Genomic DNA, 11,112 nt, shown 5'->3' on the forward strand with positions numbered 1-11,112 from the left:
TGCTGAAGGCGCAGCTACTAGCAGGTTTCTTCGGATGATACGAGGCTTGAAAGCCCCCTCTTTCATGGATTTGGCGCTCAAAACGGCCGAAAATGCCGGAAAGGCGGGCGAAGTTCCGATCGGGTGCGTGATCGTCCGGAATTACGAGGTCATCGCCACCGCCGCCAACCGGACGCTGACGGATTACGACCCCACCGGCCATGCCGAGATCGTGGCGCTGCGCGAGGCGGCGAAGAAGATCGGCAGCGAGCGCCTGATCGACTGCGACCTCTACGTGACGCTGGAGCCCTGCACGATGTGTGCGGGCGCGATCTCCTTTGCAAGGGTCCGCCGGCTCTATTACGGCGCCGCCGACCCCAAGGGCGGCGCGGTCGAATCCGGCGTGCGGTTCTTTGCATCCCCGACCTGCCACCACGCCCCCGACGTCTATTCCGGCGTCGGCGAGAGCGAGGCGGCGCGGCTGCTCAAGGAGTTCTTTCGCGAGCGGCGCTAGGGGCCGGCGAAGAACGACAGCAGCGCCCGGGCGGTCACCTCGGGGTTCTCCTCGGTGAGGAAGTGGCCGGAATCGACCGGCATGCCCTCGACATTGGTCGCCCACTGCCTCCAGACGTCGAGCGGCGTCGCGGCGGCCTGGGCGATGCCGGCGCCGCCCCACAGCGCCAGCATCGGCACGGTGATCTTCTTGGCCGAGTCGAAATCGGCCTTGTCGAGGTCGTAGTCGATATAGGCGCCGGCGCGGTAGTCCTCGCACATCGCATGAATGCGGGCGGGATCGCGGAACGGGGCGATGTAGTGCTGGAGCGCGCGGGGGTCGATCGCATCGAGCGTCCGCGACTTGGTCTGGCTCGCCATCTTGAAGCGCAGGAAGAACTCGCCCTGGCCTGCGATCAGCGTTTCCGGCAGCGGCGCGGGCTGGGCCAGGAACGTCCAGTGATAGATCTTCAGCGCATAGGCGCGGTTCATCCGCTCCCAGTAATTATAGGTCGGCAGGATATCGAGCACGGCGAGCTTCGACAGCCGGCCGGGATGATCGAGCGCGAGGCGATACGACACGCGGCCGCCGCGGTCGTGGCCGGCGAGCGCGAAGTGGACGTGACCGAGGCGCTCCATCATCTCAACCATGGCCTTGGCCATCGCGCGCTTGGAGTAGGGCATGTGCAGCGCATCGCTCTCGGGCATGTCGGACCAGCCATAGCCCGGCAGGTCGGCGATGATCAGCGTGAACTGCTCGGCCAGCTCGGGCGCGACGCGGTGCCACATCACATGCGTCTCGGAGAAGCCGTGCAGCAGCAGCAGCGGCGGCCCCTTGCCGCCGACGCGGGCGAAGATGCGGCCGAACGAGGTGTTGATCCATTCGGAGGCGAAGCCGGGATAGAGGTCGGCGAGGTCGGACATCTTGTTGCATCCTTGTCTTGGTCAGTCCCGGGCCTGCCCCCGACAAAAAGTCGAAAACAACCCCATGCACAGTAGCGGTATTATCAGCGGGGTGACTAACCCCAACAGCTGATTGCGCATTTCTGGAATGTCGAGATGGCGCCGTGATGACGCCCGCGCATCGCGGCTCCGGACCGGCGCATGCGCGCGCCGGCGGGCATGACGCCCTAGCCCCGCGCCTTCTCCGCCTCCACCGCCTGCCAGCCGATGTCGCGGCGGCAGAAGCCTTCCGGCCAGATGATGCGGTCGACGGCCTGATAGGCGCGCGCCTGCGCTTCCGTCACCGTCGCCCCCAGCGCGCAGACATTGAGCACGCGGCCGCCATTGGCGAGGATGGCGCCGTCCTTGGCGACCGTGCCCGCGTGAAAGATCTCGACGCCGTCGACCTTGGCCGCGTTGTCGAGCCCCTCGATCCGCGTGCCCTTCTGGTAGTCGCCGGGATAGCCCTTCGCGGCCATCACCACGGTCAGCGCAGACTCCGGATACCAGCGGAGGTCAAAATTCTTCAGCTGGCCGTCAACCGAGGCCAGGAACGCCGGCACGATGTCGCTCATCATGCGCAGCATCAGCACCTGGCATTCGGGGTCGCCGAAGCGGACGTTGAACTCGAACAGTTTTGGGCCCTGCGTCGTCAGCATGATGCCGGCATAGAGCACGCCGCGGAACGGCGTGCCGCGCTGCTTCATGCCCGCGACCGTCGGCAGGATGATCTTCGCCATGATGGCGTCGTGGACGGCAGGCGTCACCAGCGGCGTCGGCGAATAGGCGCCCATGCCGCCGGTGTTGGGGCCGACGTCGTGGTCGAACACGCGCTTGTGGTCCTGGGCGGAGGCGAGCGGAATGGCCGTCTCGCCGTCGCAGAGCGCGAAGAAGCTGATCTCGCGGCCGGGCAGAAACTCCTCGATCACGACCTCCGCGCCGGCCTCGCCGAAGGCGCCCTCGAACATCATGGCGATGGCGTCCTCCGCCTCGCGCACTGACTTCGCGACGACGACGCCCTTGCCGGCGGCAAGGCCATCGGCCTTGACCACGATCGGCGCGCCCTGGCTGTGCACGTAAGCGAGCGCGTCCTTCGCCTTGGTGAAGCGCTGGTAGGCGCCGGTCGGAATGCCGAACTCGGTGCACAGCGCCTTGGTGAAGCCCTTGGAGCTCTCGAGCTGCGCCGCCGCCCGGCTCGGCCCGAACGCCTTGATGCCTGCCGCGGTGAGATCATCGACGATGCCGGCCGCCAGCGGCGTCTCCGGGCCGACCACGACCAGCTCGACCTTGTTCTGCTTGCAGAAGGCGATCACCGCGTCATGGTCGGCGACATCGAGCGCCACGCATTCCGCCTCCCGCGCGATGCCGGCATTGCCGGGCGCGCACCAGAATTTGGTCACCAGGGGAGAGGCTGCGATCTTCCACGCCAGCGCATGTTCGCGGCCGCCGGAACCGAGGAGGAGAATGTGCATCGAACGCTCAGAAATGAGGGGTTTTGCTGGGGCCGGAGGTCGCACGAATCGGGGTGGGGCTCAAGGGGGGACGGGGGCGGGCTCCCCGGCATTCCGGACGCAGCCCGCATCGCAACGGCTCCGGCTCAGCGGCGGAGCCATCCAAGAGCGTTGGCGCGCAAGGAGAGCAGCCAATTCCAGAGGCGAGCGAACCACGGCAGCGTGAGCAGCTTCGGGCGGACAATCCTGAACAGTCTTTCGACCAGAAACAGGCTGGCCGCGTAGGCACAAACGATGACGGCGGTACCGGTGATCCAATGCCCTTCACCCGCAATCGCGACGGCACCGAGCTTCAAGGGCTCGACGATACTGGCCGGGATCAGAAGCAGCACCAGGGATTGGTAAGGGCCCAATCCCTCGATGTGGCGACGTAGCCGCGATGGCCGATGTGACGCGGGCTGCGACATCGGACTATCGCCCCAGCCTCTTCTCCACCTGCTTTCTGGTGTTGCCGACTCTTCTGACCGCCATCTGGACGGCGGAGGCCGACCGTCCTGACTTCCGGGCCTCGTACCGGACCTCGTCCTCTTGCCCGCCGGCGACGCGGCTGCGGTCCTGCTTGCGCCCGCGGATGGTCTGTTTCTTTGCCGTCTTGGCCATGACACGCCTCCTCATGGCGCAACGCAGGGATAAGTCGCCAAGTTCCGCGCGCCTTTCCCCGCTTTGATGACCGCGCGCTGCGAATCCGCCGCTCGCGGCGAGACGCTGATAGGAACGACCAGACAGCGGAGGGCTTGATGGCTCGAAGGAGTGCCATCATGAACATCTCCCGTTTTGCCCTCGTCATGGCCGTTGTCATTCCCTGCTCCGCATTCGCTCAAGGCGGCGGTGGCGGAGGAGGTGGCGGCGGAGCTGGTGGTGGAGGCGCAGGCGGAGCATCATCTTCAGCCGGCGGCGCGGCAGGCGCAGCCTCCTCGTCAGGGACGGCGGGTGCAGCCGCAACATCTCCATCCGGTTCAGTCGGGACCGGCGCTGCAGCGACTGGTGTTGCAGGGACTGGTGCAAATGCGAACACGACGACGGCACCCAACCTCAACAATGGATCGGCCACTGGAAACGTTGCGGGCGAGAACGCCAACAGCCCCGCGCCCGCCCAATCAGGTGCAAATCGTCCAACAGGGAACGGCAATGGCCTGACAACGGGAGCGGCGCCCGGCACCAACACGGCCGGCACGGCAGCCCCGTCGGGTTCGCCCGCGAACGCACAAGCTACGGCCCCTGCAGGCGGCATCGGCAGGCCGATGACACAGGACGAAAAAGGCAGCGACGACAAGATCGATCAAGAGAACAACCGCGCCGACAAGATCGTGGGGAAGATTTGCAAAAACTGCTGAATTGCACCCTGTGCATCGCTTTCGTCGCAGCGCTTGCGTTGAACGAGCCTGCCGAGGCCAGACGCCACAGGCAGCATCCGCATCCCGTCGCTGCAGCGACAGGCGAGCCCAACGCGAGGAAGCCTGATGTGGATTCGCCTCGCGATCCCGCCGACAAAGCCCTGGATAAGAAGCTCAAGAGCATCTGCCGCGGCTGCTAGGCGCAATGGCTTTGGCCGAATGAGCTGCCGCGAGCTTAGGGAATTGCCAAAACAGGTTTAGTGCAGTGTCAGCGTCATTTCACGACAGCTCGACCGCATTCTTTTTGCAGAAGTCCATCACGACCGCATGATCGGCAACATCGAGCGCCACGCATTCCGCCTCGTGCGATGCCGGCATTGCCGGGCGCGCACCAGAATTTGGTCACGAGGGGGGAGGCTGCGATCTTCCACGCCAGAGCATGTTCGCGGCCGCCGGAACCAAGCAGGAGAATGTGCATCGAAGGCTCAGGAATGAGGGGTTTTGCTGGCGCGGAGGTCGCACGAATCGGGGTGTGGCTCAAGGGGGAACGCCCCACGCTCCCCGTCATTCCGGGGCGCGGCGAAGCCGCGCGCCCGGAATCCATCGGGCCGCGCCATGCGCAGAGCGGCCGGCACGCTACTGAATCTAGCTCAGCTTTCGCCGGAATGACGAACAATGCCGAAGCTGAACGCTGCAACGACCGTTAGATCAATTTGTAACAGCAGCTAACTTCCCGCTCCACGCACGTTTTGGAATCCGAGCGATTCCGTTTTGCATGGCTCGGCCGGTGGATCGTCGCGACGGATGGGCATGGTAGAATTTCAAGGATTCGGCAGAAGAGAGGCAAACCCAAATGTCAACGCGAGAGAGGGTCAGACTTCACGGCGTGATCTCAGGCCAAGGTCACGAGGCCAAATGCACCGTGTTAGCGACCAAGGTAACGCTGGAACCTAGCGGCCCGGTCGCTTATGCGGCCTATTCCGTGGAACGTGCATCCCAGGCGCTTCCGGAGGGGGACTATCAGCTTTTCATCTCGAATGGCGAGCTCAGCGTTGGCGGCTCCAAGGCGGACACTGGCTGTCTCGCGAATTGAGCTAGGGGTTCGCTCCCTTTGCCTTATGGCGACTACCAATTTGTTCTGAACCACATATTGTCCGGCGTCCTTATCTCACGTGCCATTTAGAGAGTGCTGATGCGTGCAATGATTGGAATAATAATTGGGTTCGCCGATTAAGTGCAGTCGGCGCGCGCGCAGCGCGCGAGCCCGGAATCCATTGAGCCGCAGCGTCAGTAGATGAATGGATTCCGGGCTCGTCGCTTCGCGACGCCCCGGAATGACGGGGGAGAGATGGGTGCGCCCCGGAATGACGGGCAGAGATGGGTGCGCGGCGGCACGACGGCCCGCGGCTAAACCTGCTTCCCCGCAATGATCTCCTGCAACGTCGCCACATGCTGTGCGAATGCGCCACGGCCGGTCGCGGTGGCGGTGACTGTCGTCTGCGGCTTCTTGCCGACGAAGGCCTTGTCAACAGAGACGTAACCCGCCTTCGCCAGCGTCTCGATATGCGCCCCGAGATTGCCGTCGGTAGCGCCGGTGAGTTTCTTCAGGCGGGCGAATTCGAGGCCTGAGGCCGCCGGCAATGCATTCAGGGCCGCCATGATCTTCAGCCGCAGCGGCTGGTGGATGATGTCGTCGAGCTCGGCCATCAGATCCGCCGCATCCACAGGCCGCCGACGATCAGGCCGCCGCCGTTGACGAAGGCCATCCAGAGCGGGAACGGCTCGCCGATAAAGAAATAGCCGATCAGGGTTAGCGCGGTGATGACGAGGCCGATGGCGACGAAGGCCGTGCCGAACCAGAGACCGGCGAGCGTGTAGAACAGCATGAAATAGATCGGCCAGAACGCGCCGAGCTCGCGCGGGCCGAAATGGCCGAGCACGCTGGTGCAGAGATTGCCGAAGGCGAAGAACAGCACGAACACCAGCACGAGCCTGACGTCGAAGCTTGGCGCATGCGGCTGCGACGGCGTGAGCAACCGGATCGCGATCAGGCCGCCGACACCGAGGATGTCGACGGCGGGCCAGGCGTAGCGTGCGTAGAACGGCCACAGCCACGTGACGAGATTGCCGGCGAAGACCAGCACGCCCCACCAGATGGCAGCAAGGCTGGCGAGCTCATAGAGCTGCGATTGCCGCAGGCGCTGGACGATGTCGTCGATGTCGGCGAGGGCTTCGGCGGCCTGCTTGCTGTCGATCATGTCAGGGCTCGTGCTGAGAGGGTTGGGGAGAGGGTGTGTCCGCAACGGGACAATCCCCGGTTGGAAAGAACCCTCACCCGCCACGCGCGGGTCGATGCTGGCGCATCGCCCGCGGCGTGTCGGCCTCTCCCGCAAGCGGGAGAGGCGGAGCAAGCCGACGGACCACCCTCGTGAAAACCATATGCGATTGCCCCGCCGCCAGCGGGTCGCATCATGACTGGCCGCTCCCGCGCGTGGCGACGTCCTCGGCGATGGCGTTGACCGCCTTCGGATTGGTGACGATGCCCATGTGGTTGATGCCCTCGATCAGCTTGACGTCGATATCAGGTTTGATCGCCTGCACCGCCGCGGCATAGTTTTCGGAGATCATCATCTCGTCGTCGGTGCCGCCGAAGATGGTGATCGGGCGCGTCGTGGCCGCGAAATCGAGGCGATAGCCGCGCGTCGCGAAGTTGCGCATCAGACGGTCGGAATAAACCGGCGTCAGGATCGCTTCCGAATTCACGGGAACGGCGAAGGCGAGCGCCGGAAGCTGCGCGCAGCAATCGATGCCGAGCTTGCGCAGCGCCGCGAGGCCGATGAAGCGCGGGACATCGGCATTGGCCCAGCCGCCGGAATGCGGCCGGTTGGTCGGCGCGTCATAGCCGAGATAGGGCGCGAGCAGCACGGTGCGCACGAACAGGTCCTGCACGATCGGCGTCGCGGCGACGCGCAGCGAGAAGCCGGCGCCGGCGGAATGGCCGATCAGGGTCAGCGGCAGGTCCGGCGCGCTCTTGCGGACATGGGCGACGAAGTCGACCAGATCGTCCTCGAGCTGGCCGACATAACCGATGTCGCCGCGGGTGCCGGAGGCGCCATGGCCGCGCATGTCGAGCGCCCAGGTCTCGACGCCGTGCGCCGCCAGCTCCGCGGTCAGGACGAAATTGATGGTCCCGCTCGAGCCGGACGAGCCATGGATGAAGATGGCGCCGCGGCCGGTGGCGGGTCCCTTCGGCTGATAATGGCGGTAGCCGAGCCAGGTGCCGTCACGGGCCTGGAACTGCTCGAGCGCCACCTGGCGCGTGAAGTCGATGCCCTTGACGGAGTCGGAGACCGAACGCAGCTCCGGCGGCCGCTGCAGCGGCGTCGCGATCAGGGCGGTCAGGGCAAGGGCGAGCGCGCCCACCGCGCACAGACCCCATTTCAACAGGCTCAGCGTACCTCGCAGCAACTGGATCGCCATGACGCAAACTCCTCGGGATGTACACTCGATAGAGAACTCTATAGTACAGAGTACTCTTCCGGTCAATCGGCTAGATGGCGCTCCCGGGCGAAAATCCTTAACGTCCCAGGCGACTCCAACATGCCGAATCGTTTGCCGATGCCGCCCGCGGAACCTCTTCACAACGCGCCTGAATTCACCGTCTCCGAGCTCTCGCAGTCCCTGAAGCGGACGGTGGAGGACACCTATGGGCATGTCCGGGTGCGCGGCGAGATCTCCGGCTTCCGCGGCGCCCATTCCTCCGGCCATTGCTATTTCGCGCTGAAGGACGAGAGCGCCAAGATCGAGGCGGTGATCTGGAAGGGCGTGCACGGCCGCATGCGCTTCAAGCCCCAGGAGGGGCTCGAGGTGATCGCGACCGGCAAGCTCACGACCTATCCCGGCTCGTCGAAATACCAGATCGTGATCGAGGCGCTGGAGCCGGCCGGCATCGGCGCGCTGATGGCGCTGATGGAGGAGCGCAAGAAGAAGCTCGCCGCCGAGGGCCTGTTCGACGAGGCGCGCAAGCAGCTCCTGCCCTGGCTGCCCGAGGTGATCGGCGTCGTGACCTCGCCGACCGGCGCGGTGATCCGCGACATCCTGCATCGGCTCGAGGACCGCTTTCCCCGCCGCGTGCTGGTGTGGCCGGTGAAGGTGCAGGGCGAAGGCTCGGCCGAGCAGGTCGCGGCCGCGATCCGCGGCTTCAACGCGCTGCCGGAGGGCGGCAGGATTCCGCGGCCGGACGTCTTGATCGTCGCGCGCGGCGGCGGCTCGCTGGAGGATCTCTGGTCGTTCAACGAGGAGATCGTGGTGCGGGCCGCGGCCGAGAGCATGATCCCGCTGATCTCGGCGGTGGGGCACGAGACCGACATCACGCTGATCGATTTCGTCGCCGACAAGCGCGCGCCGACGCCGACCGCGGCGGCCGAAATGGCGGTGCCGGTGCGCAGCGATCTGTTCGTCGAGGTCGCCGACCTCGCGCGGCGCACGCGCGCCTGCTGGCAGCGCGGCCATGAAAACCGCCGCAACGAACTTCGCGCCGCGGCGCGTGCGCTGCCTGCCGCCGGCGATCTGCTCGCGATCCCCCGGCAGCGGCTGGATTCGGCAGGCAGCGCCCTGCCCCGCGGGCTCAAGGCGAGCACGCATGCGCATTTCCGCAGGTTTACGGCCGCGAGCGCCAAGCTGACGCTGCGGGTGCTGCACGGCCAGATCGCGCAGGCCGATCATCGGCTCACCGTATCAGGCGAACGGCTCGGCCTCTCCGCGCGGTCGCTGCTGCGGCGACGGCGCGATCGCTTCGCTGGATTGGAAGTTCGCTTGCGCGCCTCGAAGCTCTCCAACGCGCAGGCGCAGCGCAACGCGATTCTCCGCCAGCGCGAGCGAACCCATCGCCTCGCCGAGCGCGCCGGCCGCGCGCTGCTCACGCTGCTGCAGCGGCTGGATGCCCGCGTCGAGAACAGCGGCAAGCTGCTCTCCGCGCTGTCCTATCGCGGCGTGCTCGCCCGCGGCTTCGCGCTGGTGCGCGACGAGGCCGGGCACCCCGTGCATTCGGCGGACGCGGTGGGGCCCGGAGCACGTGTCGAGATCGAGTTCGCGGATGGACGCGTCGGCGCGACCACGGATGCGGATCGGCCGGCGCCTGTCGCCAAGCGCGCGCCGAAGGCTGCGCCGCAGGAGACGAAGCCCGCGCCGAAGCGCGTGGCCAAGCCGGTGGATCAGGGCAGCTTGTTCTGAGGTGCGACGGCGGCGCTCCGCTCTCGCTGTCATTCCCCGCGAAAGCGGCGCTAAGGCGGGGAATCCAGTACGCCCCGGCCCATCGGTGAATCACAGCCGTCTCGGCGTACTGGATCGCCCGGTCAAGCCGGGCGATGACACCGAATGTGTGGAGACGGCGGGAAGGCAGCCACGTCCCACCCCCTACCGGCAGGACAAGCCCGCATCGATGGTGGTCCAGAAGCCGCAATGATCGGGTGCGCGCAGGGGCGAGCCGGCGTGGGCTTCGAACAGGAACACCGCGACGGTGAAGACGGCCAGTGCGGAGGAGAAGATGACGATGCGACTACGCATGAAGGATGCGTTTAGCCGACATCATGGTCGAACTAAGGCGCCCGCCTTCGCTTTATAGAGCTACCGCGCCAGCCACTCCGCGACTTCCTTCTGCGACTCCGCGCGCGCTTCCGAATCGGTGCCGAGATGGCCGTGCTCGGGCGAGGCGGCATCGGGGCTGCCGCCGGCGGCGTGCAGCGGCGTGTTGGCGCGGTCGAAATCGTGATAGGCGCCGGGATAGACCACGATGCGCGCGAGCGCACTGCGGCCGTGGGCGCCCTCGACCATCTGGCGGCAGGCCGGCGGCGAGGAGACGTCGTCATTGGCGCCGATCAGGAGCAGCGTCGGCACGCGCGTGCTCCAGCCGAGACCGGCGGAGATCCGGCAATCCGGATAGAATGCGATCGCGGCGCGGTAATCCGGGCCGGCATCGCGCGCCGCGGCCTGCGGACGCACCGCCCAAAGCAGAGCGCTGGCGCCGTTGGCCCAGCCGATCAGGCTGACGCGGTCGCGCTCCACCCAGTTCTGCTTCATCAGCCAGGCGCGCGAGGCCGCGATGTCGGTGACACGCTCGCGCCGCGCCTTGACGTGCATCTCCTTGACGCGGCATTGCGGCCCGAGCTCGCGCGAGCCGTAGCTGTCCGGCAGCAGGACGGCGTTCCCCGCCTTGAGCAGGCGCTCGGCCCAATCGCGATAGCGCGGCAGGACGGAATCGGACCGGCTGCCGAGGCCGCCGCAGCCATGCAGCGCGATCACGGTCGGGAAGGGACCCGCCCCCTCCGGCTTGAACAGCTGCGCGTGCAAGACGCCCGAGGACAGCGGTATCTCCACCTGCGCAGGCGCAGGCGCCTGCGCGGCTTGCGCAGCCGAGATCAAAAGCGTCAGGAACAGGGAGGAAATGACGGGGCGCATCTGACTCTGTCGAAAGGGTGCCGCAGGGCTTCAAGCACTATCATGCGTAAACGGTTGCAAAACATCACAAACCGGTGGGTTTGACGGGCGGACAAGCCTTCCTATCTATGGTACATCCACAGCAACACATCGTGCCCCTCGCGGGCCCTCCACGGAGACTTTCGACCTTGCTGAACAAGTTCGGCCCCTCGGGCCATGGCGAAGCGCAGGTGCAATATCTCGACGGCGATTTCCGCGTGATCTCGCCGGGAACGTTCGTGCGCTGCGCCATCACCGACACGCGGATCCCGCTCGACGAGCTGAAATACTGGAGCGTGGATCTGCAGGAGGCCTACGCCACGCCGGCGGCGGTGCTGCAGCGGCATTTTCCGAACGCGCCGAAGCCGCAGAGTTGATGT

The 11,112-nt window shown here is 66.2% G+C and carries 12 protein-coding genes and 1 pseudogene; 3 read left to right on the forward strand and 10 right to left on the reverse strand.

What is annotated here, in order from left to right:
- The first annotated feature begins 34 nt into the window (after positions 1-34).
- Positions 35-493, forward strand: a complete 459-nt coding sequence (locus X265_RS31695; protein ID WP_097657518.1) for a nucleoside deaminase — start codon at positions 35-37, stop codon at positions 491-493.
- On the opposite strand, the gene X265_RS31700 is transcribed toward X265_RS31695, so the two are convergent.
- The 8 genes and pseudogenes from X265_RS31700 to X265_RS31740 all read right to left on the reverse strand — a co-directional run bounded on the left by X265_RS31700 (position 490) and on the right by X265_RS31740 (position 7,738).
- On the reverse strand, positions 490-1,395 hold the full coding sequence (locus tag X265_RS31700; RefSeq protein ID WP_128968389.1) for an alpha/beta fold hydrolase: 906 nt from the start codon (positions 1,393-1,395) through the stop codon (positions 490-492). The genes X265_RS31695 and X265_RS31700 overlap by 4 nt on opposite strands.
- A 206-nt stretch (positions 1,396-1,601) precedes the next feature.
- Complete coding sequence (purD, locus tag X265_RS31705; RefSeq protein ID WP_128968390.1) at positions 1,602-2,885, reverse strand: phosphoribosylamine--glycine ligase; 1,284 nt, start codon at positions 2,883-2,885, stop codon at positions 1,602-1,604.
- A gap of 125 nt (positions 2,886-3,010) precedes the next feature.
- Entirely contained in the window at positions 3,011-3,331 is a 321-nt protein-coding gene (locus X265_RS31710; protein WP_244659344.1) for a hypothetical protein, read from the reverse strand.
- A gap of 4 nt (positions 3,332-3,335) precedes the next feature.
- A complete protein-coding gene (locus X265_RS31715; RefSeq protein ID WP_128968391.1) occupies positions 3,336-3,524 on the reverse strand; it encodes a DUF3606 domain-containing protein in 189 nt (62 codons plus the stop codon).
- 1,019 nt (positions 3,525-4,543) lie between these two features.
- Positions 4,544-4,736: pseudogene (locus X265_RS31725) on the reverse strand (phosphoribosylamine--glycine ligase); the annotation flags it as partial.
- 929 nt (positions 4,737-5,665) lie between these two features.
- Positions 5,666-5,965, reverse strand: coding sequence for a winged helix-turn-helix domain-containing protein (locus X265_RS31730; RefSeq protein WP_128968392.1), 300 nt, complete (start codon positions 5,963-5,965; stop codon positions 5,666-5,668).
- Complete coding sequence (locus X265_RS31735) at positions 5,965-6,516, reverse strand: hypothetical protein (protein WP_128968393.1); 552 nt, start codon at positions 6,514-6,516, stop codon at positions 5,965-5,967. The genes X265_RS31730 and X265_RS31735 overlap by 1 nt, the downstream gene beginning before the upstream one ends.
- Before the next feature lie 211 nt (positions 6,517-6,727).
- Positions 6,728-7,738: an alpha/beta hydrolase gene (locus X265_RS31740; RefSeq protein WP_128968394.1), complete on the reverse strand. Its 1,011-nt coding sequence runs from the start codon at positions 7,736-7,738 to the stop codon at positions 6,728-6,730.
- Positions 7,739-7,858: 120 nt separating this feature from the next.
- Here X265_RS31740 and xseA point away from each other — a divergent pair, with 120 nt between their 5' ends.
- Positions 7,859-9,490, forward strand: a complete 1,632-nt coding sequence (gene xseA, locus X265_RS31745) for an exodeoxyribonuclease VII large subunit (protein ID WP_128968395.1) — start codon at positions 7,859-7,861, stop codon at positions 9,488-9,490.
- 183 nt (positions 9,491-9,673) lie between these two features.
- Here the strand turns inward: xseA and X265_RS31750 are convergent, their stop codons facing one another.
- Positions 9,674-9,823: a hypothetical protein gene (locus X265_RS31750; RefSeq protein ID WP_128968396.1), complete on the reverse strand. Its 150-nt coding sequence runs from the start codon at positions 9,821-9,823 to the stop codon at positions 9,674-9,676.
- A 60-nt stretch (positions 9,824-9,883) separates the two neighbouring features.
- Entirely contained in the window at positions 9,884-10,714 is an 831-nt protein-coding gene (locus X265_RS31755) for a dienelactone hydrolase family protein (RefSeq protein WP_128968397.1), read from the reverse strand.
- Between the two features lie 167 nt (positions 10,715-10,881).
- Here X265_RS31755 and X265_RS31760 point away from each other — a divergent pair, with 167 nt between their 5' ends.
- Positions 10,882-11,109 carry a DUF2093 domain-containing protein gene (locus tag X265_RS31760; RefSeq protein WP_128968398.1) on the forward strand — a complete coding sequence of 76 codons (228 nt, stop codon included), beginning with the start codon at positions 10,882-10,884 and terminating at the stop codon, positions 11,107-11,109.
- The last annotated feature ends 3 nt before the right edge of the window (positions 11,110-11,112 follow it).

The organism is Bradyrhizobium guangdongense, from assembly GCF_004114975.1.
Taxonomy (GTDB): Bacteria; Pseudomonadota; Alphaproteobacteria; order Rhizobiales; family Xanthobacteraceae; genus Bradyrhizobium; species Bradyrhizobium guangdongense.

Bases quoted from the DNA above. Each gene is read 5' to 3' on its own strand.
- X265_RS31695 (WP_097657518.1), top strand. From the start codon at position 35: ATGATACGAGGCTTGAAAGCCCCCTCTTTCATGGATTTGGCGCTCAAA.
- X265_RS31700 (WP_128968389.1), bottom strand. From the start codon at position 1,395: ATGTCCGACCTCGCCGACCTCTATCCCGGCTTCGCCTCCGAATGGATC.
- purD (WP_128968390.1), bottom strand. From the start codon at position 2,885: ATGCACATTCTCCTCCTCGGTTCCGGCGGCCGCGAACATGCGCTGGCG.
- X265_RS31710 (WP_244659344.1), bottom strand. From the start codon at position 3,331: ATGTCGCAGCCCGCGTCACATCGGCCATCGCGGCTACGTCGCCACATC.
- X265_RS31715 (WP_128968391.1), bottom strand. From the start codon at position 3,524: ATGGCCAAGACGGCAAAGAAACAGACCATCCGCGGGCGCAAGCAGGAC.
- X265_RS31730 (WP_128968392.1), bottom strand. From the start codon at position 5,965: ATGGCCGAGCTCGACGACATCATCCACCAGCCGCTGCGGCTGAAGATC.
- X265_RS31735 (WP_128968393.1), bottom strand. From the start codon at position 6,516: ATGATCGACAGCAAGCAGGCCGCCGAAGCCCTCGCCGACATCGACGAC.
- X265_RS31740 (WP_128968394.1), bottom strand. From the start codon at position 7,738: ATGGCGATCCAGTTGCTGCGAGGTACGCTGAGCCTGTTGAAATGGGGT.
- xseA (WP_128968395.1), top strand. From the start codon at position 7,859: ATGCCGAATCGTTTGCCGATGCCGCCCGCGGAACCTCTTCACAACGCG.
- X265_RS31750 (WP_128968396.1), bottom strand. From the start codon at position 9,823: ATGCGTAGTCGCATCGTCATCTTCTCCTCCGCACTGGCCGTCTTCACC.
- X265_RS31755 (WP_128968397.1), bottom strand. From the start codon at position 10,714: ATGCGCCCCGTCATTTCCTCCCTGTTCCTGACGCTTTTGATCTCGGCT.